Genomic DNA, 22,665 nt, shown 5'->3' with positions numbered 1-22,665 from the left:
GAGGGCAATGGAATTCGCTTTTTATATCTGTGGCCTTATCGCCATCCTGGCTACGCTGCGAGTGATTACGCACACCAATCCGGTGCATGCGCTGCTGTACTTAATCATTTCGCTGCTGGCTATTTCCGGGGTGTTCTTCGCACTGGGCGCGCACTTCGCCGGTGCGCTGGAGATCATCGTTTACGCCGGGGCCATCATGGTGCTGTTCGTGTTCGTCGTGATGATGCTGAACCTGGGCGGCTCTGAAATTGAGCAGGAACGTCAGTGGTTAAAACCGCAGGTGTGGATTGGCCCGGCAATTTTGTCGGCCATCATGCTGGTGGTGATCGTTTACGCCATTCTGGGCGTGAACGATCAGGGCATCGACGGCACGCCAATTGGTGCGAAAGAGGTGGGTATCACGCTCTTTGGCCCATACGTTCTGGCGGTGGAACTGGCCTCTATGCTGCTGCTGGCAGGCCTGGTTGTGGCTTTCCACGTTGGCCGCGAAGAGCGTGCTGGCGAGGTGCTGAGCAACCGCACTGACGACCGCGCGAAAAGAAAAACGGAGGAGCGCGCATGATCCCCTTAACACATGGACTGATCCTCGCTGCGATTTTATTCGTTCTGGGTCTGACCGGTCTGGTTATCCGCCGCAATCTGCTGTTTATGCTGATCGGCCTGGAAATCATGATTAACGCCTCCGCGCTGGCCTTCGTGGTCGCCGGAAGCTACTGGGGCCAGACCGATGGTCAGGTGATGTACATTCTCGCCATCAGCCTCGCGGCTGCTGAAGCGAGTATTGGCCTGGCGCTGTTGCTGCAGCTCCATCGTCGCCGCCAGAATCTGAACATCGATTCAGTAAGTGAGTTGCGTGGATGAACATGCTTGCCTTAACCATTATTTTTCCGCTGATTGGCTTCGTGCTGCTGGCGTTTTCTCGCGGCCGCTGGTCTGAGAATCTGTCCGCGACCGTTGGCATGGGCTCTGTCGGCCTGGCCGCGCTGGTCACAGCGTATGCGGGTATCGACTTCTTTAACAACGGACGCCAGCCTTTCAGCGTGCCGCTGTGGACCTGGATGTCGGTCGGTGATTTCAACATCGGTTTCAACCTGGTGCTGGACGGCCTCTCGCTGACCATGCTCTCCGTGGTCACCGGCGTCGGCTTCCTGATCCACATGTTTGCCTCCTGGTACATGCGCGGTGAAGAGGGTTACTCCCGCTTCTTCGCCTACACCAACCTGTTTATCGCCAGCATGGTGGTTCTGGTGCTGGCCGATAACCTGCTGCTGATGTATCTGGGCTGGGAAGGCGTGGGCCTGTGCTCTTACCTGCTGATCGGTTTCTACTACACCGATCCGAAGAATGGCGCAGCGGCCATGAAAGCGTTCGTCGTGACCCGCGTGGGTGACGTCTTCCTCGCGTTCGCGCTGTTCATTCTCTACAACGAACTGGGCACGCTGAACTTCCGCGAGATGGTGGAACTGGCGCCAGCACACTTCGCCGCAGGCAATAACATGCTGTGGTGGGCAACGCTGATGCTGCTGGGTGGTGCCGTGGGTAAATCCGCACAGCTGCCGCTGCAGACATGGCTGGCCGACGCGATGGCAGGTCCAACCCCTGTTTCCGCGCTGATCCACGCTGCGACCATGGTCACCGCCGGTGTTTACCTGATTGCGCGTACCCATGGCCTGTTCCTGATGACCCCGGAAATTCTGCATCTGGTGGGTATCGTCGGTGCGGTCACGCTGGTGCTGGCAGGCTTTGCCGCGCTGGTTCAGACCGACATCAAGCGCGTTCTCGCGTACTCCACCATGAGCCAGATTGGCTACATGTTCCTGGCGCTGGGTGTTCAGGCGTGGGACGCGGCCATTTTCCACCTGATGACGCACGCGTTCTTCAAAGCGCTGCTGTTCCTCTCATCCGGTTCGGTGATTCTGGCCTGCCATCACGAGCAGAACATCTTCAAGATGGGCGGACTGCGTAAGTCCATCCCGCTGGTCTATGTCTGCTTCCTGGTGGGCGGCGCGGCGCTGGCGGCACTGCCGCTGATCACCGCGGGCTTCTTCAGTAAGGACGAAATCCTTGCGGGTGCCATGGCGAATGGTCATATCAATCTGATGGTTGCGGGTCTGGTCGGTGCGTTCATGACTTCCCTGTATACCTTCCGTATGATTTTCATCGTATTCCACGGTAAAGAACAAATTCACGCTCACGCAGGGAAGGGGATTACCCACCACCTGCCGCTGATTGTGCTGCTGGTACTGTCCACCTTCGTTGGCGCGATGATTGTGCCACCGCTGCAGGGCGTACTGCCAGACACCACCGAGCTTGAGCACGGTCGCGTTCTGACGCTTGAAATCACCTCCGGTGTGGTCGCTATCGCGGGTATCCTGATTGCGGCATGGCTGTGGCTGGGCAAACGTACGCTGGTCACTGCCGTGGCCAACAGTGCGCCGGGCCGCCTGCTGGGCACCTGGTGGTACAACGCGTGGGGCTTTGACTGGCTGTACGACATGATCTTCGTTAAGCCGTTCCTGGGCGTTGCGTGGCTGCTGAAGCGCGACCCGCTGAACAGCCTGATGAACATCCCGGCAATCCTCTCCCGCTTTGCAGGTAAAGGCCTGCTGTACAGCGAGAACGGTTACCTGCGCTGGTATGTGGCGTCCATGAGCATCGGTGCGGTTGTGGTGCTGGCGCTGCTGATGGTATTGCGTTGATCGTTAAGTGAATTTTATTCGAATTCGTTGAAAATCAGGCCCCTGCTGGGGGCCTTAAAAAGGAATGTAAATCGCCATGTTACTACCCTGGCTAATATTAATTCCCTTCATCGGCGGCTTCCTGTGCTGGCAGACTGAACGCTTTGGCGTGAAGATGCCGCGCTGGATCGCGCTGATCACCATGGGATTGACGCTCGCGCTTGGCCTGCAACTGTGGTTGCAGGGCGGTTACTCACTGACCCAGTCTGCGGGCATTCCGCAGTGGCAGTCTGAGTTCATCCTGCCGTGGATCCCGCGTTTCGGCATTACGATCCACCTGGCGATTGACGGCCTGTCGCTGCTGATGGTGGTGCTGACCGGTCTGCTCGGCGTTCTGGCGGTACTCTGCTCCTGGCGAGAAATCGAAAAATACCAGGGCTTCTTCCACCTGAACCTGATGTGGATCCTGGGCGGCGTGATCGGCGTGTTCCTTGCCATCGACATGTTCCTGTTCTTCTTCTTCTGGGAGATGATGCTGGTGCCGATGTACTTCCTGATCGCGCTGTGGGGCCACAAGGCGTCCGACGGTAAAACGCGTATCACGGCGGCAACCAAGTTCTTCATCTATACCCAGGCGAGCGGTCTGGTAATGCTGATTGCCATTCTGGCGCTGGTGTTCGTTCATCACAACGCAACCGGCACCTGGACCTTCAACTATGAAGACCTGCTGAAGACCCCGATGTCACACGGCGTTGAATACCTGCTGATGCTGGGCTTCTTCATTGCCTTCGCGGTGAAAATGCCGGTGGTTCCTCTGCACGGCTGGCTGCCAGACGCGCACTCCCAGGCACCAACGGCGGGTTCCGTTGACCTGGCGGGCATCCTGCTGAAAACGGCGGCCTACGGTCTGCTGCGTTTCGCACTGCCGCTGTTCCCGAATGCCTCCGCGGAGTTCGCACCGATTGCCATGTGGCTGGGTGTGATCGGTATCTTCTACGGTGCCTGGATGGCCTTCACGCAATACGACATCAAGCGTCTGATTGCTTATACCTCCGTTTCCCACATGGGCTTCGTGCTGATTGCTATCTACACCGGCAGCCAGCTGGCGTACCAGGGCGCGGTGATCCAGATGATTGCGCACGGTCTGTCCGCAGCCGGTCTCTTCATCCTGTGCGGCCAGCTGTACGAACGTCTGCACACCCGCGACATGCGTATGATGGGTGGCCTGTGGAGCAAAATTAAATGGCTGCCAGCGCTCTCCATGTTCTTCGCGGTGGCTACCCTGGGGATGCCGGGTACCGGTAACTTCGTCGGCGAATTCATGATTCTGTTCGGCAGCTTCAAAGTGGTACCGGTGATTACCGTGATCTCCACCTTTGGTCTGGTGTTCGCTTCCGTGTACTCGCTGGCGATGCTGCACCGCGCTTACTTCGGTAAAGCGAAGAGCGAAATTGCTGCACAAGAACTGCCGGGGATGTCGCTGCGTGAGCTGTTCATCATCCTGCTGCTGGTCGTACTGCTGGTGCTGTTGGGCTTCTTCCCGCAGCCGATTCTGGATACCTCGCACAGCGCGATGGGCAATATCCAGCAGTGGTTTGTTAATTCTGTTTCTACTACAAGGCCGTAATTCGCCATGACAATAACTCCACAACAACTGATCGCGCTGCTACCGCTGCTGATCGTCGGATTGACGGTGGTGGTTGTGATGCTCTCCATTGCGTGGCGACGCAATCACTTCCTGAATGCCACGCTGTCGGTCATCGGCCTGAACGCCGCGTTAGTCTCACTCTGGTTTGTTGGCCAGGGCGGGGCGATGGACGTCACCCCGCTGATGCGCGTTGACGGTTACGCCATGCTGTATACCGGGCTGGTGCTGCTGGCGAGCCTGGCAACCTGTACCTTTGCTTACCCGTGGCTCGAAGGCTACAACGACAACAAAGAAGAGTTTTACCTGCTGGTACTGATTGCCGCGCTGGGCGGCATTCTGCTGGCGAATGCCAACCATCTGGCCGCGCTGTTCCTCGGTATTGAGCTGATCTCTCTGCCTCTGTTCGGCCTGATTGGTTACGCCTTCCGTCAGAAGCGCTCTCTGGAAGCGAGCATCAAGTACACCATTCTGTCTGCTGCCGCGTCGTCCTTCCTGCTGTTTGGTATTGCGCTGCTGTACGCACAGTCCGGTAACCTCTCCTTCATGGCGCTCGGCAAGAGCCTCGGCGACGGCATGCTGCATGAGCCGCTGCTGCTGGCGGGTCTGGGCATGATGATCGTTGGCCTCGGCTTCAAGCTCTCTCTGGTTCCGTTCCACCTGTGGACGCCAGACGTATACCAGGGTGCGCCTGCACCGGTCTCTACCTTCCTGGCGACGGCGAGCAAAATCGCTATCTTCGGTGTGGTCATGCGTCTGTTCCTGTACGCGCCGGTGGGTGATAGTGAAGCCGTTCGCGTGGTGCTGGGCATCATCGCGTTCGTCTCCATCATCTTCGGTAACCTGATGGCGCTGAGCCAGACCAACATCAAGCGTCTGCTGGGCTACTCGTCCATCTCTCATCTGGGCTACCTGCTGGTGGCGCTGATTGCGCTGCAGAGCGGTGAGATGTCGATGGAAGCCGTAGGCGTGTATCTGGCCGGTTACCTGTTCAGCAGCCTCGGCGCCTTCGGCGTGGTGAGCCTGATGTCCAGCCCGTACCGTGGTCCGGATGCCGATTCACTGTTCTCCTACCGTGGTCTGTTCTGGCACCGTCCAATTCTGTCCGCGGTAATGACCGTGATGATGCTCTCTCTGGCGGGTATCCCGATGACGCTGGGCTTTATCGGTAAGTTCTACGTGCTGGCCGTCGGTGTGCAGGCGCACCTGTGGTGGCTGACTGCCGGTGTCGTTATCGGCTCCGCGATTGGTCTGTACTACTACCTGCGTGTGGCCGTGAGCCTGTACCTGAGCGCGCCTCAGCAGCTTAACCGTGATGCTCCAGGCAACTGGCAGTACAGCGCCGGTGGTATCGTAGTGCTTATCTCCGCGCTGCTGGTGCTGATCTTCGGTATCTATCCGCAGCCGCTGATTGATATCGTGCAGCGAGCGATGCCATTAATGTAAAAACAAAAAACCCGCCTCGGCGGGTTTTTTATGGTTTGCGCCCTCTCCCTGTGGGAGAGGGATGGGGTGAGGGCACCAGCCCGCACAGGACTTAAGCCAGCTGCTTCCGGCTAATCAACGGCCCGCCAATCTTCTTCATCGAACGATCCAGCACTTCCTCAATCACCGACGACAGCTCGTTCAGCTCAAACTTCGCCACGTACCCGTCCGCCTTCACCTTGCGAATATGATCTTCGTTGGCGTTGCCGGAAAGGGAGGAGTGGATCACTACCGGAATATCCTTCAGAACCGGGTCGGTTTTGATTTTGCGCGTCAGCGTAAATCCGTCCATCTCCGGCATTTCGAGGTCGGTCAGCACCAGAGCGATCTTATCGGTGATCGGCACGCCCTCAGCCTGCGCCTGCGCGGCCAGCACGCCAATTTTTTCCCACGCGTCTTTGCCGGTGATGTGCAGCTGCGCTGGGATCTCCATCGCCTGCAGACCTTTCTCCAGCATCGAACGCGCCACTTTGGAATCTTCCGCCACAATCGCGACTGCGCCCGGCTTGATGTTGAACTTGGTGGTTTTCAGATTGGTGGCGTGCAGATCGTGGTTGGCTGGGGTGATGTCATACAGGATCTGCTCAACGTCCAGCACCATCGCCAGATCGTTGGTATCCGTTTTCTCATCCAGGCAGGCAATGCTGGTGATATAGCGGCCGCTGACGGCCGTTTCCGCCGCGTGCACCTGCTTCCAGTCCAGACGCATGATGTTTTCAACCGACTCCACGGCAAAGGCCTGCACGCTTCGGGCATATTCGGTGATAAGCAGGATGTTCAGCCCGGTGGTAGGCTTACAGCCCGCCACGGCGGCCAGATCGATCACCGGGATCACCTGATCGCGAATATTCACCATCCCCATCAGCGGTGATTTCATCCCGGCGGGTTTTGTGAATTCCGGCATCGGCACAATTTCACGCAGCTTAAAGACGTTAATGCCAAACAGCTCGGATTTATTTTCGTTCAGAGAGGTGCCAAGACGGAACAGCAACAGTTCAAAACGGTTCGACAGGGTGAGATTCGCCCTGTCATCAATATCTTTCTGGAAATTATCCATTCTACCCTCGAGAGAAATGCTGACCTTTTAATCGTTATCGGCATCCTGAGAGAAAAATGAAGGGCTAAACGCTGACCTTAGCGAAATCTTCGGCCAGCTCGCACGCCGGGAACACCGCCAGGCACTCTGCCAGCAGGCTTGCACACCCCCGCGCGTCGTAGCGGGAACTGACGTGAGTGACGATCAGCCTTCCGACGCCTGCGTCGCGGGCAAGCTGCGCCGCCTGACGCGTTGAGCTATGGCCGCGGCCGTTGGCTTTCTCTTCCATCGCCGTTTCCAGCGTGGCTTCGTGCACCATCACGTCAACGCCCTGGGCAAGCTGAAGCGCCGCCGGGCACGGGGCCGTGTCGCCAAAGATAGCCAGCTTCTTGCCCGGCTCGGGCGCGGCGAGATAATCCTGACCGTTGATGACGCGACCGTCCTCCAGCGTGACGGTCTCGCCGTGCTTCAGGCGCTGGAACAACGGTCCGGGTTTTACGCCAGCGGCCATCAGCGCGGCGGCGTCCAGCGCGCCGGGCTTGTCATGCGCTTCAATGCGATAGCCATAGCACTCAACGGGATGATTTAGCGGCTGAGCGCTCACCTTATAATCACCGTCATCGAAAACCAGGCCTTCGCTAATCTCAACGATCTCCAGCGGATAATCCGTCCATGATCCGCTCAGGCGCAGCGCGGTTTCAACAAATTCACGCACACCCGCAGGCCCGTAAATCGTCAGCGGATTGGCGTTGCCGGCCATTGAGCGGCTGCACAGCAGGCCCGGCAGGCCAAACAGATGGTCGCCGTGCAGGTGAGTAATAAAAATTTTATCCAGCTTGCCGGGGTGATACGCGGTGTGCAGCAGCTGATGCTGCGTCCCTTCACCGCAGTCAAACAGCCACAGCCCGCCGCGGGTGGGATGCTTAAGATCCAGCAGAATTGCCGTCACGTTTCGTGAGCGGGTTGGCACGCCAGCGGACGTACCCAGAAAAATCAGTTCCATAACGCAATCAGCCCTTTGCCGAACGGGGAGGGGTTTAGTATAACGTGATGAACCCCAGGAAGGAGAAAGAGATGATCCAGTGGCAAGATTTACATCATAGTGAGCTCACCGTTCATTCGCTCTACGCGCTGCTTAAACTGCGCTGCGAAGTGTTTGTGGTTGAACAGACGTGCCCGTATCAGGACATCGACGGCGATGACCTCGTTGGCGAAAACCGCCATATCCTCGGCTGGAAGGATAACGAGCTGGTGGCGTATGCGAGGATTCTGAAAAGCGAGGACGATGTCGAGCCCGTGGTGATAGGCCGCGTCATTATCAGCGGTCACGCGCGGGGTGAAAAACTGGGTTATCAGCTGATGGAAAAAACGCTGGAGTCATGCCAGAAACAGTGGCCGGACAAGGCGTTATACCTGGGCGCGCAGGCGCACCTGCAATCCTTCTACGGTCATTTCGGTTTTATGCCGGTCACCGACATCTACGACGAAGACGGTATTCCGCACATCGGCATGGCGCGGGAAGCGAAACAGGCGTAATGGCGCGTCGTTGTCTATAGTTAGCGGACTGGTGTACTAACATGGAGAAAAATATGTCATTTCAATCCTGGGATACCCGTATCGACGACGACCTGACCTTACTGAGCGAAACGCTGGAAGAGGTGTTACGTTCCTCGGGCGACCCTGCCGATCAGAAATATATCGAGCTGAAAGCCCGTGCCGAGCAGGCGCTCCACGACGTTAAAAACCGCGTCAGCCATGCGTCTGATACTTACTACTACCGCGCCAAAAAAGCGGTTTATCGTGCCGATGATTACGTCCATGAAAAACCGTGGCAGGGCATTGGGGTGGGCGCAGCCGTAGGGCTGGTGCTGGGTCTGCTGCTGGCCCGTCGTTAAGCCGTTTAACCACTCCCTATACGTGGGTACTGATATTTCTTATGGTACCCCGTATAATATGAGGTTTTAACAGGGAGAGGTTCGCGTGAATTCGATTTTCCTCGCGCTGGAACAATTGCGTAGCCATCTTTCGCAAGCGTTACCTGCCACATCCGGCCTGCGTCATTTCGACGTCTCTTTCCCGTTAAACGATGCCTTCGATCCCCTTGCCTGGCTGGGCGAGCAGCAGTGCTATCCTCAGTTTTACTGGCAACAGCGTAACGGCGATGAAGAGCTGGCCGCGCTGGGAGCGGTGGTCCAATTCTCCTCTCTGGCGTTAGCCTCGCAGTTTTTAAGTGCGCAACACGCCCCTGAAGATACCCGAATCTGCGGCCTGAACGCGTTTAACCCGGAGCAGGGCAGCCTCTTTTTACCGCGTCTGCTGTGGCGACGTACCGCTGGCAACGCCACGTTGCGTCTGCAGCTGTGGAGCGACAGCTCGCTTGAGGACGATGCCGACACCGCGCGGGCGTTCTTACAGCAACTGCTTCCCGCCAGACCGATCCGTCCGCTCTCCGTGCAGGTTGAGCGCGAAACCCATCACCCGGAAAAACCGCAATGGCTTAGCCTTATCGGCAAAGCGACAGAGACAATTGCACGCGGTGATTTCGAAAAGGTCGTTCTCGCCCGAGCCACCGACCTGCAGTGTAAACAGCGCGTTAACCCCGTCGCGCTGATGGCCGCCAGCCGCGCCCTGAATTTAAACTGCTATCATTTCTGCATGATATTCGACGCCAGCAACGCGTTTCTCGGCTCCACGCCCGAGCGTCTCTGGCGGCGGCGCGGCAAGCTGCTGCGCACCGAAGCGCTGGCGGGCACCGTCGCCAGCCATACTGACGATAAACAGGCGCAGCGTCTGGGCGAGTGGCTGCTGAATGACGATAAAAACCAGCGCGAAAATATGCTGGTGGTGGAAGATATCTGCCAGCGTCTTCAACACCATACGCAGACGCTGGAGGTGTTGCTGGCTCAGGTCGTCCGTCTGCGCAAAGTGCAGCACTTACGCCGCTGTATCTGGACCGAGCTCAAGCAGGCCGACGATGAGCTGTGCCTGCACGTGCTACAGCCGACGGCGGCGGTTGCCGGGCTTCCGCGACAGCCAGCGCGCGAGTTTATTCAGCACGTTGAACCCTTTAACCGCGAGTGGTACGCCGGTTCGGCCGGGTATTTATCCCCCGAACAAAGCGAATTCTGCGTGGCGCTGCGCTCGGCGCGCGTAGAGGAAGACGCTCTGCGGCTTTACGCCGGAGCGGGCATTGTCAGCGGCTCTGACCCGGAGCAGGAGTGGCAGGAGATCGAAAACAAAGCCGCCGGATTGCGCTCTCTGCTCCTAAGGGATTAATACTGATTCGCGCAATCCCGATTCATATCAAAATTCCAATTTTTTCTATTATTTATACTGTGTCGCATTCTTGATACCGGACAATCTCATGTCAGTAAGTTCTTTTAACCGACGCTGGGCGGCGGTGATCCTTGAAGCCCTGACGCGCCATGGCGTCAGGCACGTGTGTATTGCACCGGGTTCTCGCTCAACGCCGCTGACGCTGGCGGCGGCTGAAAACCGGGCGTTTGTTCACCACACCCACTTTGACGAGCGAGGTCTGGGACATCTCGCGCTCGGGCTGGCGAAGGTAAGCAAAGAACCCGTGGCGGTGATTGTCACTTCCGGTACCGCCGTGGCGAACCTCTATCCGGCCTTGATTGAAGCCGGGTTAACCGGTGAAAAACTGATCCTGCTGACGGCCGACCGTCCGCCTGAGCTAATCGACTGCGGCGCCAATCAGGCCATTCGCCAGCCCGGACTTTTTTCTACGCACCCTTCGCAGACGGTTTCGTTACCGCGTCCCACCCAGGATATTCCTGCAAGCTGGCTGGTCTCCACCGTCGATCACGCCATGGCGACATTGCGCAGCGGGGCGCTGCATTTCAACTGCCCGTTTGCCGAGCCGCTGTACGGCGAGCTGGACGATACCGGCCTTGACTGGCAGCGGTCACTCGGCGAATGGTGGCAGAGCGAAAAGCCGTGGCTGCGCGAGCAGACGCATCTTGAGAGCGCGAAACAGCGCGACTGGTTCTTCTGGCGGCAGAAGCGAGGCGTGGTCATCGCCGGGCGCATGAGCGCCGCCGAAGGCAGGCTGGTCGCCGAATGGGCGCAAACCCTCGGCTGGCCGCTGATTGGCGACGTGCTTTCCCAGACCGGCCAGCCGCTGCCGTGCGCCGATCTCTGGCTGGGTAACGCGAAAGCGGTTACTGAGCTTTCGCAGGCGCAGATTGTGGTCCAGATCGGCGCAAGCCTGACCGGAAAACGTCTGCTGCAGTGGCAGGCGACCTGCACGCCGGAAGAGTACTGGGTGGTGGACGCACTGGAAGGGCGGCTCGACCCGGCGCACCATCGCGGCCGTCGTCTGGTGAGCAAAATTGATAGCTGGCTGGAACTGCACCCGGCGGAAAAACGTCAGCCCTGGGCGGTGGCGATCCCTGAGCTGTCGCGTCAGGCGTGGGAAATCACCAAAGCGCGCTGTGAGACATTCAGCGAGGCCGGGCTGGCGCACCGTATTCGCCAATACCTGCCGGAACAGGGGCAGCTGTTTGTCGGCAACAGCCTGGTCGTGCGGCTGATCGATGCCTTTTCGCAGCTGCCGGCGGGCTACCCGGTGTACAGCAATCGCGGTGCCAGCGGCATCGACGGGCTGATCTCGACGGCGGCGGGGGTGCAGCGCGCCAGCGCGAAATCGACGCTGGCGATCGTGGGCGATCTCTCCGCGCTCTACGATCTCAACGCGCTGGCGCTACTGCGTCAGGCGTCCGCGCCGTTTGTGCTGATTGTGGTCAACAACAACGGCGGGCAGATTTTCTCCCTGTTGCCAACGCCCCAGAGCGAGCGCGAGCGCTTCTACCTGATGCCGCAGAACGTGCAGTTTGAACACGCCGCGGCGATGTTCAGCCTGAAATACCATCGCCCGGAAAGCTGGGAACAGCTGGAAGCGGCGTTAAGCACCGCCTGGAAGCAGCCGGGCGCGACGCTGATTGAGCTGGTGGTGAACGAGGCCGACGGCGCGCAGACCCTGCAAAGCCTGCTGGCGCAGGTGAGCCAGCTATGATCCTCTCGGGCGTGCAGCAGGCCGGTAAACCGGGCTATCCCTGGCTGGTCTTTTTGCACGGTTTTTCCGGCGACTGCCGCGAGTGGCAGGCTGTCGGGAAGCAACTCGGCGAGTATTCCCGGCTCTATCTTGACCTGCCGGGCCACGGTGAGTCCGGGAATATTGCCGTGACGGGGTTCGACGAGATGAGCACGTTGCTTACCCGAACCCTGCTTAGTTACAACATACTGAACTTTTGGCTGGTGGGGTACTCCCTCGGCGGCCGCATTGCGATGTTTCATGCCTGCCAGCAGCCGAAGGGGCTGCTGGGGGTGATCGTTGAAGGTGGACATCCGGGCCTGCAGGATGAGGATGAGCGTCACGCGCGGTGGACATCCGACCGCCGCTGGGCGACGCGTTTTCGCACCGAACCGCTGGAAAAGGTCTTTACCGACTGGTATCAACAGCCGGTATTTGCTTCCCTCACTGACCGCCAGCACAAGGCGCTTATCGCCCTGCGCAGCCAGAACAACGGCGGGACGCTGGCGAAGATGCTCGAAGCAACGTCGCTGGCCGTGCAGCCCAATTTGCGTGCCGCGATTAGCGTATGCAATTTCCCTTTTGACTATCTCTACGGTGAACGTGACCAGAAGTTCGCGGCCCTGGCCGCTGAACTGGACGCCGTTCGCCATGCGATTCCAAACGCCGGACACAACGCCCACCGGGAAAACCCCGACGCGGTTGCCGCGAGTCTGGCTCAGATACTGCGTCTTCGAATAAAGGACACTCTATGATCTATCCTGATGAACACATGCTTTATGCGCCGGTTGAATGGCAGGACTGCTCCGAAGGCTACACCGACATTCGTTACCACAAATCTGCCGACGGCATTGCCAAAATCACCATCAACCGTCCGCAGGTGCGTAACGCCTTCCGTCCGCTGACCGTCAAAGAGATGATTCAGGCCCTGGCGGATGCGCGCTACGACGACAGTATCGGCGTGATCGTGCTGACCGGTGAAGGCGAGAAGGCCTTCTGCTCCGGTGGCGATCAGAAGGTGCGCGGCGACTACGGCGGATACCAGGACGATGCGGGCACGCACCACCTGAACGTCCTCGATTTCCAGCGCCAGATCCGCACCTGCCCGAAACCGGTGGTGGCGATGGTGGCGGGCTATTCCATCGGCGGCGGCCACGTGCTGCACATGATGTGCGACCTGACCATCGCTGCTGAAAACGCCATCTTCGGCCAGACCGGCCCGAAAGTGGGCTCCTTCGACGGCGGCTGGGGTGCCTCTTACATGGCGCGCATCGTCGGGCAGAAAAAAGCCCGCGAAATCTGGTTCCTGTGCCGCCAGTACAACGCACAGGAAGCGCTGGATATGGGCCTGGTGAATACCGTGGTGCCGCTTGCCGATCTCGAAAAAGAGACCGTGCGCTGGTGCCGAGAGATGCTGCAAAACAGCCCGATGGCGCTGCGTTGCCTGAAAGCGGCACTTAATGCCGACTGTGACGGTCAGGCGGGTCTGCAGGAGCTGGCGGGTAACGCCACCATGCTGTTCTACATGACCGAAGAGGGTCAGGAAGGGCGCAACGCGTTCAACGAAAAACGCCAGCCAGACTTCAGCAAATACAAACGGAACCCGTAATGCGTCGCGCGCAGGTTTACCGCTGGCAGATACCGATGGACGCGGGCGTGGTGCTGCGTGAACGACGGTTAAAAACCCGTGACGGCTTCTTTGTGCATCTTCATCAGGACGAGCAGGAAGGCTGGGGCGAGATTTCGCCTCTGCCGGGCTTTAGTCTGGAGTCGCTGGATGACGCGCAGTCTGCATTGCTGGCGTGGGTAAAGGCGTGGCGTGAGGGCGCAAACCCGGCATTACCGGACACGCGTTCCGCCGCCTTTGGCATCAGCTGCGCGCTGGCGGAGCTGGACGGTAGCCTGCCGGAAGAGGCTAACTATCGCGCGGCACCGCTCTGCACGGGCGACCCGGACGAGCTGTTCGCGCTGCTCGCCGCCATGCCGGGCGAGAAAGTGGCGAAAATCAAAGTCGGTCTCTACGAAGCGGTGCGTGACGGCATGGTCGCCAACTTGCTGCTGGAAGCAATCCCCGATCTGCACCTGCGTCTGGATGCCAACCGCGCGTGGACGCCGCTTAAGGCGCAGCAGTTCGCCAGGTACGTCAACCCGGCGTACCGCAGCCGCATTGCCTTCCTCGAAGAACCGTGCAAAACCCGCGATGACTCGCGCGCCTTTGCCCGCGAAACGGGGATCGCCATCGCCTGGGATGAAAGTCTGCGCGAGGACGATTTTGAATTTGTCGCCGAGCCCGGCGTCAGCGCGGTGGTGATTAAGCCGACGCTAACCGGCAGCTTGGCGAAGGTGCGCGAGCAGGTCTCGGCGGCGCACGCGCTGGGGCTGACGGCGGTGATCAGCTCGTCGATAGAGTCCAGCCTGGGGCTGACCCAGCTGGCGCGCATTGCCGCCTGGTTAACGCCGGACACGGTTCCCGGCCTCGACACGCTGAACCTGATGCAGGCTCAGCTTCTCCGCGAGTGGCCTGCCAGCACGCTGCCGTGCCTCGACGCAGAGGCGCTGGAGCCGTTGCTATGAGTTTTACCGACTGGCCCTGGCGTCACTGGCGCGCGCTTTTTGCCGATAAACCGGCCCTGAGGCTGAATGATGAAGCGCTCACCTGGCAGCAGTTGTGTGTGCGCGTCGACCACCTTGCGGCAGGGTTTCACCAGCAGGGCGTGGCGGAGGGCGATGGCGTACTGCTGCTGGCCTATAACCACCCGCAAACGCTGCTGGCGTGGCTGGCGCTGCTTCAGTGCGGTGCACGTATTCTTCCCGTTAATCCGCAGCTGCCGCGCCCGCTGCTCGACGTGCTGATCCCGCAGATGACGCTGCGCTTTGCGCTGGTGCTGGACGGCAGCTACGACGGCCTTCATGGCCTGAGCATGTGCGAGCCAGTGGATGCGTACTGCGCTGCGTGGCAGCCGTCGCGGCTGGCCACCATGACGCTCACCTCCGGCTCCACCGGGCTGCCGAAGGCGGCGGTGCATACCTGCGCCGCCCATCTTGCCAGCGCCCGCGGCGTGCTGTCGCTGATGCCCTACGGGGATAACGACGACTGGCTGCTTTCGCTGCCGCTGTTTCACGTTTCCGGCCAGGGGATTTTATGGCGCTGGCTGCAGGCCGGTGCGCGCTTAACCGTGCGCGAGAAGCAGCCGCTGGAGCAGGCGCTACGCGGCTGCACCCACGCCTCGCTGGTGCCGACCCAGCTCTGGCGTCTCCTCAATAGCGAAAGCCACATCGCACTGAAAGCGGTGCTGCTCGGCGGGGCGGCCATTCCCGTAACGCTGACGCAAAAGGCCCGGGAACAGGGCGTTCGGACGTACTGCGGCTACGGCCTCACCGAGTTTGCCTCTACCGTCTGCGCAAAAGAGGCTGACGGCGATCCGGACGTGGGCCGTGCGCTGCCGGGCAGAGAGGTGCAGGTCGTTAACGGTGAAGTCTGGATCAAAGCGCAGAGCATGGCTTCCGGCTACTGGCGGGACGGCGCCCTGATACCGCTGACCAACGCGCAGGGCTGGTTTGCCACTCGCGATCGCGGGGAATGGCATGGCGACCGTCTGACTATTTTAGGCCGCATGGACAATCTCTTTTTCAGCGGTGGAGAGGGGATCCAGCCGGAATCGCTGGAGCGCGTTATCGCCGCGCACCCGCAGATTAACCAGGTGTTTATCGTCCCGCTGGATGACGCCGAGTTTGGACAGCGTCCGGTGGCGGTGGTGGAGTGCGAGCCGGGAACGGATATCACCCGTTTCCCGACCTGGGTACAGGGCAGGCTGGCGCGCTTTGAGCAGCCCGTTCACTGGCTGGTGCTGCCGGCTGAGCTAAAAAATGGCGGGATTAAGATCTCCCGCCAGGCGTTAAAGCAGTGGGTCAATGCCCAGCTTTCCGTATAGTTAGCCGATATCCGGCTCCGGTTTGCGCTGGCGACGACGCAGCAGGCGCAACACCGGCGGCACCACAATCACCATGACCGCGAGCGCTAACAGAACCTTCGCGACGCTGCTGTCCCACAGTATCGACACATTACCGTTGCTGATGGACAGGGCGCGGCGCAGGTTCTGCTCCAGCATCTCACCCAGCACAAAGCCCAAAATCAGCGGAGACATTGGGAAGTGCATTTTTCGCAAGATGTAGCCGAACACGCCGAGGACCACCATCAGCACCAGGTCAAACGTGGTGCTGTGCACCGCGTAAACCCCCACCGCAGAGACGGCGGCAATGGCGGGCACCAGGAACCACAGCGGAATCGTCAGCATGCGGGTGAACAGCCCAATCAGCGGGATATTCATCACCAGTAGCATGACGTTGGCGATCAGCAGCGCGGCAATCAGCCCCCAGACAATATCAGGCTGCTCGGTAAACATCGCCGGGCCGGGCGTAATGTTATAGAGCGTCAGCGCGCCCATCATCACCGCCGTGGTGCCGGATCCCGGCACGCCCAGGGTCAGCATCGGGATAAACGAGCCGCAGGCCGAGGCGTTATTGGCCGCCTCAGGCGCGGCGACGCCGCGAATATCGCCTTTACCAAAGCTGTCGCTATTGCCGCTGAGCTTCTTCTCGGTCATGTAGGTGATGGCGCTGGCGATAGTGGCCCCGGCGCCCGGCAGGATGCCGACGAAGAAGCCAATCACCGACGAGCGCAGCGTGGCGCCGATGCACTGCGCGCCCTCTTTAGCGCTAAAGAGCATCCGGCCGGTTTTGCGCACCAGCGTCTGCCCGCTGCTGGTATGCTCCAGCATCAGTAAGATCTCAGAGACAGAGAACAGGCCGATCACGACGACAATGAACTGCACGCCATCGGACAGGTGAACGCTGTCGAAGGTAAAGCGATAGACCCCGGTGTTGGCATCCACGCCGACGGTGGCTAACCCTAAGCCAATCAGCGCGGATAAAAACGACTTCAGCGGATTTTGCGCCATCATGCTGCCGAGGCAGGCAATGGCGAACACCATCAGGGCAAAATATTCTGCCGGACCAAACGCCAGCGACCACTGGGCCAGCGCAGGAGCGAACAGAATGATGCCGCCAATGGCAATCAGTGAGCCAAAGAATGAACTGACCGCAGAGATGGAGAGCGCCACGCCGCCGCGTCCCTGCCGCGCCATTGGGTAGCCGTCCAGCGCGGTCATGATCGCCGCCGCATCCCCCGGCACGTTAAGCAGGATCGACGAAATGCGTCCGCCATATTCACAGCCGATGTAGACCGTTGCCAGCAGGATCAGTGCCGATTCCGCAGGCAGATGCAGGGCAAACGCCAGCGGGAGTAAAATCGCCACGCCGTTGATCGGCCCAAGGCCCGGCAGCAGGCCGACAATCGTGCCCACGAAACAGCCGATCAGGGCGATCACCAGGTTTTCCGGGGTCATCGCCACGGCGAACCCCTGCGAGAGGTAAATCCAGGTATCCATAGCGTGCTCCGTTAATTAAGCCAGGCGCCGAGCGGTAACGTCACGTCCAGCAGGCGGTCAAAGGCGTACCACAGTAAAATCCCCATCACCACGCCAGAGATCCCCGCCGCGGGGAGGGTGGCGTTAAACAGCATGCCGATGACCATCGTCAGAATGGCGGTCGCCACCGGGAAGCCGAGCCACTCAAAGCCCCAGGCATACATCAGCAGGACAATCACCATCACCAGCAGACGCTGCAGAATGCGACGCGGCGGCCACTCGACGGTATCCGGGTGGCGAAGCAGCAGCGCCACCGAGCAGAGCAGCATCAGGCCGACGATGCCCATCGGGAAGGGGCGGGGTCCCACGGGTTCATAGCTGTATTCGCTGTGGATCTGCCAGGCGACAAACATCCCGCCAACGCAGAGCAGCAGCCATATTCCGGCAAAAATACGATCGCTCATAGCGCCTCCGGTTATTTCGCCAGGCCAAAGGCTTTCGCCTGTTCGCGGTAGTCATTCACCTGTTTTTTGACGTACTCATCCAGTGGCTTACCGGTCAGGTTAAACTCAAACAGTCCGCGCAGATCGCGCTGTTTCTTAAATTCTTCCGTCTGCTGGAGTTTGTTGAACGCGTCGACCCACCACTGGTACTCGGCGTCGGTCACTTTTGGCCCGACGAAGAAGCCGCGGATGATCGGCCAGACCAGGTTATAACCCTGTTCTTTGGCGGTCGGGACGTTCGCCAGCTGGCCCGGCAGACGGTTTTCCGAGAAGACCGCCAGCACGCGGATTTTATCCCCGCTCAGGTACGGCACCATCTCGCTGAGATCGCCGGAAACGGCCTGAACGTGGTTGCCCATCAGCGCCGTGACCGGTTCGCCGCCGCCCTCAAAGGCCACGTAGCGCATCTTATGCGGGTCAACCTTCGCCTGCTGGGCGAGAAGGGCCGCTTTCATCCAGTCCTGGCTGCCGATAGACGCCCCTGCGCCAATCACCACGCTGTTCGGATCTTTTTCCATAGCGGTCAGCAGATCTTTCAGGGATTTCCACGGGGAATCGGCACGCACGGCAATCATTCCGTAGTCGGTGCCGACGGTCGCCAGCCAGCGCACGTCGTTCACACCGTAGCGGCCAAACTTGCCCTGCGACAGGTTCAGCAGCGAGCCGCCGGAGAAGGCCACCACCGTTCCCGCTTCCGCCGGACGTTGCGCGACAATCGCGTTATAGGCCACCGCGCCCACGCCGCCTGGCATGTAGGTGACGCGCATCGGTTTCTCAATGGCCTTCGTCTCCAGCAGGCTGACCTGAATAAGCTTGCAGGTGAGATCGAAACCGCCGCCCGGTTTGGCCGGGGCGATACATTCGGTACGGGACGGAGCGTCCTGGGCCTGAACTACAGAGGTACTCAACAGCAATACGCTTGCAGCAAGGGTAGAAAGTAATTGTTTTTTCATCGTTTATCCTCACGCCGGGGGTACGGGCCTTTTTTTCTGATTATGTGAACCACCTTGTAGCGGTTCCGTTGTGTGATTGTTAAAACAATAACCTTTCATTTCCCTTTCAACGGGACACCAACTTTACAGGATGTGACATGCGTCTCTTACTCGCTTATCCACACCGAATAATGTGTAGTTATGTCACATTATGCCCGTCACCATTCCCACCTCATGATTCACCTATCACGTTTATGTCGAGTTATGCCAACGTCCATTGAGAGACGGATAAAAACCGGATAACCTACCGGACAAATTTCTCACCTTGTCCTGTTACCATGCCATTAACCGACACCAAAATCAGAAATGCTAAACCTCATGAGAAGCCTTACTCTCTTCAGGATGGGCAGGGTCTCTATCTCGATATCAGACCTACCGGTGCCAAAATATGGCGCTACCGGTTCTGGCTTACACCAAAAAAAGATGGTCGCTATACGATTGGCGAGTACCCTGGCGTTTCCCTTGCTGATGCCAGAAGAGAAAGGGAGTGGGCTCGTGAGCAGGTGAAGCAGGGTAAAAATCCGACCATCGTCAAAGACACTGAAAAGCTGATGGTGATGGGGGATGCAGAGAACACCTTCAAATCCATCGCTGAAGAATGGTATGAGCGCAAGTGTCAGGCGTGGGCAGAGAAGACTCAGATAGTTAACCGCGGGTTTCTGGACAAGCACATCCTGCCGTCCATTGGAAAGATACCAGTTAAGGACGTCAAAGCAGCGCACATACTCGCCTTAATGCGCTCACTGGAGAAGGCTGGTAACGCTTATTCCGCCGGAAAGGTGAGACAGATATGCTCGGCTGTATTTTGCTATGCAGTTGCCACGTTGAGAGCGGAAGTTGACCCTTCTTATGCGCTACGGGGAGCAGTGATGCAGAAGCCCACAACGCATGCCAGGCCAGCGACCACAGAAGAGTTGCGTCAGCTATTCGTTGCACTACGTAATTATAAAAGCCCCGTTATGGTCATCTGCATAAAAATGCTGGTTATGACTTTCGTGCGTCAACAGGAACTTAGGTTTGCCAGGTGGGAGGATATCAGCTTTGAAAAGGCTGAATGGATAATCCCGAAAGAAGTGATGAAGAAACGCCGTGAACATCGCGTTCCGCTGTGTGAGCATGTTATCGCATTGCTTGAGGAACTTAAACCTCTGACCGGTGATAAAGAGTATCTCTTCGCCAGCCCATCGAAGCCTGGACAGCCTATTGCCAAAACCACCATTAATCGCGCTATCGAGTATCAGGGATTTGCAAGCGGTGAGATAACCGGGCATGACTTCCGCGCCACGGCATCCACCGCTTTATATGAGCAAGGATTCAGGCCAGAAGTGATAGAAGCACAACTGGCGCATCAGCAAAAGAATAGAGTAGCTGCCGCGTATAACCATGCGGAGTATATGAAAGAGAGAAGGGAAATGATGGAGTGGTGGGGCGGTGTTATTGCTGACCTGATCGCGGACAAGAAGTGATTTTATCCTTTATCCATGCATCGACTTCACTGGAAGGCCATCTTACGCTTCGACCTATCTTTACAGGGCGCGGGAATTTACCGTCTCGCATCCATTCGTAAATGGTTGGCTTCTTGTATCCGGTTGCCGCGCACACATCGGTGATCGGCATGAGTGTATCGCTCATTGCTGTCTCCAATTGATATCTTGAGAAATGCACAGGCCTCATCGAGTGTGAGGCTGTGTGATTCCATGGTTACTCCGACGCTATGAGGTCAGTAATTCAAGGCGTTTCAGGATTCCTTCACGAAGAGGGTTTCCTTTCGGGATAAAATTCATGACATCTACGATCATGTCTTTTTCATCTTCACTAAAGTGATCGTCTCTGTAATCACTCCATTCAACCGAAACAATCTTCCCCCCTAACACCTGAGTCTTCCAATGCACAGATGGCTCTTTTCCATCCTCGAACTCAACAACAAAAGTCATCTTTCCCATTATCTATCTCCAATAAAAAACCGCCATTGCGGCGGTATAGTCGATGCGTAAAAAAGGGCGCCTTAGCGACCTTAGTAATCTTATTTTTCTGTACTGGAAACGTATCGCTACCCGCCAATAAATATTGGGGTAGACGTTGAGTTCACGCGTAAGCTTATGCTCTCATTAAGATAAAATTCCGCCTTTTCCTTTTGGCTCTTCATAAACATGATAACTGCTTCATCTTCACTGATATTGCCAAATCTAAAGGCATCAAAAATTCTACGCGCTGAGCCGTCTAGTAATTTTGTACTGCCATCAGCAGAAGGTCGCGTTTCTTCTAACGCAAGCAGCTCAAGGTATTCGATTGGTTTCATAACAACCTCGTCTTTTCGCTCTCATGTTCATATATTCTACGATAATTTCTTATACACGCGAGGCTCATCAACAGTAGCCGCGCGTAGTTCGTTTTCGTGATGCACCGAGTAGTTGCCGTCATCCCATCGGACCCACGCTTTCGGATGGTCGCTATCCGGCTCAATCTGGCTCTCAACCATCCCTCTGATTCCTCCAGACTTAAGTTGCACTAACGCGCCCACAGCAAATTTAGCCATAACAAGCCCTCTGACATGTGAATGAGTGAAGAGATAGCGCTCAGAGCCATAATTCCGACTATGAGCCAGATAATTGGATTGGCATGTATGGTGACTCCGGATAAAGAAAAACCCGCTGGGTGCGGGTTTGTTATGCGCCGAATGTGGAGGTCATATCTGTATCTCCGGCATTCTGAAGCCTTCCATATCTTCAGCGCGGATACATGGTGACAGGCAGTCAGCGAATGCCAGAGTGCCGTCGAGCAGAATGATGAACGCCCATCCTCTAAACAGGTTTTCACTGCACCACTCGACACGCATCGGAACATCAGGCATGGACGCAGGAAATACAGGGTAGTGCTCAGCAAGCCACTCCATGGCATCGCATCGGCTAAGGTGATATTTGTCGTACATCACGCCTCCTGCTGCGGTGCTGCTGCCTTTCGTGCGCGGTAGCGCTTATCTGCGGCTCGGATGCTCTCGCGACGTGACGGGTCTTTTTTGCGCTCAATGTCGTAATGTTTTTTGCAAAATCCATGCGCGACATGCTTTCCATCACAACCAGAAACAGTACATGTCCTGTTTTTGAGTTGTTTTCTACCACAACATGGGCAAGCACCATCCAGAACTACCAGAGAGTTACTGGTAAGCGGGATGTAATCCAGCCCCCACACCGTTGAAGGGTCTTTTTTACCCAACACGAACAGTGGAGCATTACCTCGCAGGCCACGATTATCATCCTGATAGTCAGCACGTAGCCAACCAATCGCCGGCAACTTGTTAGCCGTCGTTACACGTTTTGCACCCTGAAGCATGGCGGCGCGGCAGGCATCATACGATTCACGCATGGCATCTTTTACCCACCCAAGCGGTTTATTACCGCGAATTTCCAGCCATTCATCGAACGTTGGCACAGATACCGGCGCTGGAGGGGCGGAGTAAAAATACTCATCCTCAATTCCCTCAACGGGTTTTGAGAAGCCGATAAAATTACCGTAATGCCAAGGATAAGGGCCGTATGGCTCAACGGTCACACGACGCCAGCGGTGAATCGCAGGCTCCGCTTCGAGCGATGCCAGCGCGATACGCGCCAGCTTCAGTACCACCTTGGGAGTTATTTTTTCACTGAAGTGCTCTCGTGCTTTCTTTTCCGACCACACAACAGGCCACATGACTTCTTTCGCAGCAGCTTCGATTTGCTGTAACTGCTCTTTGGTGAACTCTCTGGTAATAGTGCTCATGGGTTATCGCCCCTTAGGCCAGCTCAGGAAAAACATCAATCCGATGACAGCGAAAAACGCCGCAGCAATACCACCAAGAATGATGATTGCC

Annotated in this window: 25 protein-coding genes; 14 read left to right on the top strand and 11 right to left on the bottom strand. The window is 57.8% G+C overall.

The features are described from left to right. The first annotated feature begins 7 nt into the window (after nt 1-7). The 5 genes from nuoJ to nuoN all read left to right on the top strand — a co-directional run bounded on the left by nuoJ (nt 8) and on the right by nuoN (nt 5,769). Nucleotides 8-562 carry an NADH-quinone oxidoreductase subunit J gene (gene nuoJ / locus IB212_RS15905; RefSeq protein WP_008500212.1) on the top strand — a complete coding sequence of 185 codons (555 nt, stop codon included), beginning with the start codon at nt 8-10 and terminating at the stop codon, nt 560-562. Further along, a complete protein-coding gene (nuoK, locus tag IB212_RS15900) occupies nt 559-861 on the top strand; it encodes an NADH-quinone oxidoreductase subunit NuoK (RefSeq protein WP_003861496.1) in 303 nt (100 codons plus the stop codon). Before nuoJ ends, nuoK begins: the two co-directional genes overlap by 4 nt. Then, nucleotides 858-2,699 (top strand): NADH-quinone oxidoreductase subunit L, encoded by a 1,842-nt coding sequence (nuoL, locus tag IB212_RS15895; RefSeq protein ID WP_045629894.1) that lies wholly within the window; start codon nt 858-860, stop codon nt 2,697-2,699. The genes nuoK and nuoL overlap by 4 nt, the downstream gene beginning before the upstream one ends. Nucleotides 2,700-2,775: 76 nt before the next feature. After that, on the top strand, nt 2,776-4,305 hold the full coding sequence (gene nuoM, locus IB212_RS15890; RefSeq protein WP_008500214.1) for an NADH-quinone oxidoreductase subunit M: 1,530 nt from the start codon (nt 2,776-2,778) through the stop codon (nt 4,303-4,305). Nucleotides 4,306-4,311: 6 nt separating this feature from the next. Further along, on the top strand, nt 4,312-5,769 hold the full coding sequence (gene nuoN / locus IB212_RS15885; RefSeq protein WP_028013929.1) for an NADH-quinone oxidoreductase subunit NuoN: 1,458 nt from the start codon (nt 4,312-4,314) through the stop codon (nt 5,767-5,769). Between the two features lie 91 nt (nt 5,770-5,860). Here nuoN and IB212_RS15880 read toward each other — a convergent pair whose 3' ends face one another. Together IB212_RS15880 and rbn are read right to left on the bottom strand one after the other, a co-directional pair. Further along, entirely contained in the window at nt 5,861-6,865 is a 1,005-nt protein-coding gene (locus IB212_RS15880; protein ID WP_028013927.1) for a chemotaxis protein, read from the bottom strand. 64 nt (nt 6,866-6,929) lie between these two features. Beyond that, nucleotides 6,930-7,847, bottom strand: coding sequence for a ribonuclease BN (gene rbn / locus IB212_RS15875; protein WP_045629891.1), 918 nt, complete (start codon nt 7,845-7,847; stop codon nt 6,930-6,932). 71 nt (nt 7,848-7,918) lie between these two features. On the opposite strand from rbn, the gene IB212_RS15870 reads away from it, so the two are divergent. The 8 genes from IB212_RS15870 (at nt 7,919) to menE (ending at nt 15,829) form a co-directional block, all read left to right on the top strand. Then, nucleotides 7,919-8,380 (top strand): GNAT family N-acetyltransferase, encoded by a 462-nt coding sequence (locus tag IB212_RS15870; RefSeq protein ID WP_069733486.1) that lies wholly within the window; start codon nt 7,919-7,921, stop codon nt 8,378-8,380. A 53-nt stretch (nt 8,381-8,433) separates the two neighbouring features. Then, nucleotides 8,434-8,739: a stress response protein ElaB gene (elaB, locus tag IB212_RS15865; protein WP_028013924.1), complete on the top strand. Its 306-nt coding sequence runs from the start codon at nt 8,434-8,436 to the stop codon at nt 8,737-8,739. An 85-nt stretch (nt 8,740-8,824) separates the two neighbouring features. Next, nucleotides 8,825-10,120: an isochorismate synthase MenF gene (menF, locus tag IB212_RS15860; protein ID WP_188245944.1), complete on the top strand. Its 1,296-nt coding sequence runs from the start codon at nt 8,825-8,827 to the stop codon at nt 10,118-10,120. 88 nt (nt 10,121-10,208) lie between these two features. Beyond that, on the top strand, nt 10,209-11,879 hold the full coding sequence (gene menD / locus IB212_RS15855) for a 2-succinyl-5-enolpyruvyl-6-hydroxy-3-cyclohexene-1-carboxylic-acid synthase (protein WP_041908939.1): 1,671 nt from the start codon (nt 10,209-10,211) through the stop codon (nt 11,877-11,879). Then, nucleotides 11,876-12,652 (top strand): 2-succinyl-6-hydroxy-2,4-cyclohexadiene-1-carboxylate synthase, encoded by a 777-nt coding sequence (gene menH, locus IB212_RS15850; protein WP_188245943.1) that lies wholly within the window; start codon nt 11,876-11,878, stop codon nt 12,650-12,652. Before menD ends, menH begins: the two co-directional genes overlap by 4 nt. Then, nucleotides 12,649-13,506 carry a 1,4-dihydroxy-2-naphthoyl-CoA synthase gene (menB, locus tag IB212_RS15845; RefSeq protein WP_028013920.1) on the top strand — a complete coding sequence of 286 codons (858 nt, stop codon included), beginning with the start codon at nt 12,649-12,651 and terminating at the stop codon, nt 13,504-13,506. The genes menH and menB overlap by 4 nt, the downstream gene beginning before the upstream one ends. Continuing rightward, nucleotides 13,506-14,471, top strand: a complete 966-nt coding sequence (menC, locus tag IB212_RS15840; RefSeq protein ID WP_041908942.1) for an o-succinylbenzoate synthase — start codon at nt 13,506-13,508, stop codon at nt 14,469-14,471. The genes menB and menC overlap by 1 nt, the downstream gene beginning before the upstream one ends. Further along, on the top strand, nt 14,468-15,829 hold the full coding sequence (gene menE, locus IB212_RS15835; protein ID WP_188245942.1) for an o-succinylbenzoate--CoA ligase: 1,362 nt from the start codon (nt 14,468-14,470) through the stop codon (nt 15,827-15,829). Before menC ends, menE begins: the two co-directional genes overlap by 4 nt. Here menE and IB212_RS15830 read toward each other — a convergent pair whose 3' ends face one another. From IB212_RS15830 to IB212_RS15820, 3 genes are read right to left on the bottom strand one after another with little or no spacing between them, the layout of a single operon-like run. After that, nucleotides 15,830-17,344: a tripartite tricarboxylate transporter permease gene (locus IB212_RS15830; protein ID WP_041908947.1), complete on the bottom strand. Its 1,515-nt coding sequence runs from the start codon at nt 17,342-17,344 to the stop codon at nt 15,830-15,832. Nucleotides 17,345-17,355: 11 nt separating this feature from the next. Next, nucleotides 17,356-17,787: a tripartite tricarboxylate transporter TctB family protein gene (locus tag IB212_RS15825; protein WP_014884622.1), complete on the bottom strand. Its 432-nt coding sequence runs from the start codon at nt 17,785-17,787 to the stop codon at nt 17,356-17,358. Nucleotides 17,788-17,798: 11 nt separating this feature from the next. After that, nucleotides 17,799-18,779, bottom strand: coding sequence for a tripartite tricarboxylate transporter substrate binding protein (locus IB212_RS15820; RefSeq protein ID WP_041908951.1), 981 nt, complete (start codon nt 18,777-18,779; stop codon nt 17,799-17,801). A 317-nt stretch (nt 18,780-19,096) separates the two neighbouring features. Here IB212_RS15820 and IB212_RS15815 point away from each other — a divergent pair, with 317 nt between their 5' ends. After that, complete coding sequence (locus IB212_RS15815) at nt 19,097-20,284, top strand: phage integrase central domain-containing protein (protein ID WP_188245941.1); 1,188 nt, start codon at nt 19,097-19,099, stop codon at nt 20,282-20,284. Here the strand turns inward: IB212_RS15815 and IB212_RS15810 are convergent. The 6 genes from IB212_RS15810 to IB212_RS15785 form a co-directional block, all read right to left on the bottom strand. Continuing rightward, on the bottom strand, nt 20,253-20,375 hold the full coding sequence (locus IB212_RS15810) for an AlpA family phage regulatory protein (RefSeq protein ID WP_337992686.1): 123 nt from the start codon (nt 20,373-20,375) through the stop codon (nt 20,253-20,255). The genes IB212_RS15815 and IB212_RS15810 overlap by 32 nt on opposite strands. 155 nt (nt 20,376-20,530) lie before the next feature. After that, on the bottom strand, nt 20,531-20,761 hold the full coding sequence (locus tag IB212_RS15805) for a hypothetical protein (RefSeq protein ID WP_188245940.1): 231 nt from the start codon (nt 20,759-20,761) through the stop codon (nt 20,531-20,533). Between the two features lie 107 nt (nt 20,762-20,868). Then, the gene (locus IB212_RS15800) at nt 20,869-21,117 is read right to left on the bottom strand and encodes a hypothetical protein (protein ID WP_188245939.1); all 249 of its coding nucleotides are present in this window, start codon (nt 21,115-21,117) and stop codon (nt 20,869-20,871) included. A gap of 36 nt (nt 21,118-21,153) precedes the next feature. Then, nucleotides 21,154-21,297: a hypothetical protein gene (locus IB212_RS15795; protein ID WP_223239675.1), complete on the bottom strand. Its 144-nt coding sequence runs from the start codon at nt 21,295-21,297 to the stop codon at nt 21,154-21,156. Between the two features lie 207 nt (nt 21,298-21,504). Then, the gene (locus tag IB212_RS15790) at nt 21,505-21,747 is read right to left on the bottom strand and encodes a hypothetical protein (protein ID WP_188245937.1); all 243 of its coding nucleotides are present in this window, start codon (nt 21,745-21,747) and stop codon (nt 21,505-21,507) included. Continuing rightward, entirely contained in the window at nt 21,747-22,574 is an 828-nt protein-coding gene (locus tag IB212_RS15785; protein WP_188245936.1) for a hypothetical protein, read from the bottom strand. Before IB212_RS15785 ends, IB212_RS15790 begins: the two co-directional genes overlap by 1 nt. Nucleotides 22,575-22,665: the final 91 nt, after the last annotated feature.

The sequence above is a fragment of the Enterobacter sp. E12 genome, from assembly GCF_014596715.2.
Classification (GTDB): Bacteria; Pseudomonadota; Gammaproteobacteria; order Enterobacterales; family Enterobacteriaceae; genus Enterobacter; species Enterobacter bugandensis.
The sequence above is the reverse complement of the archived record's forward strand: the minus strand, read 5'-3'. Positions and strand labels throughout refer to the sequence as shown.

What these genes read in the sequence shown, in the direction of transcription:
- nuoJ (WP_008500212.1), top strand. Translation starts at nt 8, where the DNA reads ATGGAATTCGCTTTTTATATCTGTGGCCTTATCGCCATCCTGGCTACG.
- IB212_RS15870 (WP_069733486.1), top strand. Translation starts at nt 7,919, where the DNA reads ATGATCCAGTGGCAAGATTTACATCATAGTGAGCTCACCGTTCATTCG.
- elaB (WP_028013924.1), top strand. Translation starts at nt 8,434, where the DNA reads ATGTCATTTCAATCCTGGGATACCCGTATCGACGACGACCTGACCTTA.
- IB212_RS15815 (WP_188245941.1), top strand. Translation starts at nt 19,097, where the DNA reads ATGCCATTAACCGACACCAAAATCAGAAATGCTAAACCTCATGAGAAG.
- menC (WP_041908942.1), top strand. Translation starts at nt 13,506, where the DNA reads ATGCGTCGCGCGCAGGTTTACCGCTGGCAGATACCGATGGACGCGGGC.
- nuoM (WP_008500214.1), top strand. Translation starts at nt 2,776, where the DNA reads ATGTTACTACCCTGGCTAATATTAATTCCCTTCATCGGCGGCTTCCTG.
- menD (WP_041908939.1), top strand. Translation starts at nt 10,209, where the DNA reads ATGTCAGTAAGTTCTTTTAACCGACGCTGGGCGGCGGTGATCCTTGAA.
- rbn (WP_045629891.1), bottom strand. Translation starts at nt 7,847, where the DNA reads ATGGAACTGATTTTTCTGGGTACGTCCGCTGGCGTGCCAACCCGCTCA.
- menB (WP_028013920.1), top strand. Translation starts at nt 12,649, where the DNA reads ATGATCTATCCTGATGAACACATGCTTTATGCGCCGGTTGAATGGCAG.
- IB212_RS15790 (WP_188245937.1), bottom strand. Translation starts at nt 21,747, where the DNA reads ATGTACGACAAATATCACCTTAGCCGATGCGATGCCATGGAGTGGCTT.
- IB212_RS15820 (WP_041908951.1), bottom strand. Translation starts at nt 18,779, where the DNA reads ATGAAAAAACAATTACTTTCTACCCTTGCTGCAAGCGTATTGCTGTTG.
- IB212_RS15795 (WP_223239675.1), bottom strand. Translation starts at nt 21,297, where the DNA reads ATGGTTGAGAGCCAGATTGAGCCGGATAGCGACCATCCGAAAGCGTGG.
- IB212_RS15825 (WP_014884622.1), bottom strand. Translation starts at nt 17,787, where the DNA reads ATGAGCGATCGTATTTTTGCCGGAATATGGCTGCTGCTCTGCGTTGGC.
- IB212_RS15785 (WP_188245936.1), bottom strand. Translation starts at nt 22,574, where the DNA reads ATGAGCACTATTACCAGAGAGTTCACCAAAGAGCAGTTACAGCAAATC.
- IB212_RS15805 (WP_188245940.1), bottom strand. Translation starts at nt 20,761, where the DNA reads ATGGGAAAGATGACTTTTGTTGTTGAGTTCGAGGATGGAAAAGAGCCA.
- menH (WP_188245943.1), top strand. Translation starts at nt 11,876, where the DNA reads ATGATCCTCTCGGGCGTGCAGCAGGCCGGTAAACCGGGCTATCCCTGG.
- IB212_RS15830 (WP_041908947.1), bottom strand. Translation starts at nt 17,344, where the DNA reads ATGGATACCTGGATTTACCTCTCGCAGGGGTTCGCCGTGGCGATGACC.
- IB212_RS15880 (WP_028013927.1), bottom strand. Translation starts at nt 6,865, where the DNA reads ATGGATAATTTCCAGAAAGATATTGATGACAGGGCGAATCTCACCCTG.
- IB212_RS15810 (WP_337992686.1), bottom strand. Translation starts at nt 20,375, where the DNA reads ATGCGAGACGGTAAATTCCCGCGCCCTGTAAAGATAGGTCGAAGCGTA.
- nuoN (WP_028013929.1), top strand. Translation starts at nt 4,312, where the DNA reads ATGACAATAACTCCACAACAACTGATCGCGCTGCTACCGCTGCTGATC.
- IB212_RS15800 (WP_188245939.1), bottom strand. Translation starts at nt 21,117, where the DNA reads ATGAAACCAATCGAATACCTTGAGCTGCTTGCGTTAGAAGAAACGCGA.
- nuoL (WP_045629894.1), top strand. Translation starts at nt 858, where the DNA reads ATGAACATGCTTGCCTTAACCATTATTTTTCCGCTGATTGGCTTCGTG.
- menE (WP_188245942.1), top strand. Translation starts at nt 14,468, where the DNA reads ATGAGTTTTACCGACTGGCCCTGGCGTCACTGGCGCGCGCTTTTTGCC.
- nuoK (WP_003861496.1), top strand. Translation starts at nt 559, where the DNA reads ATGATCCCCTTAACACATGGACTGATCCTCGCTGCGATTTTATTCGTT.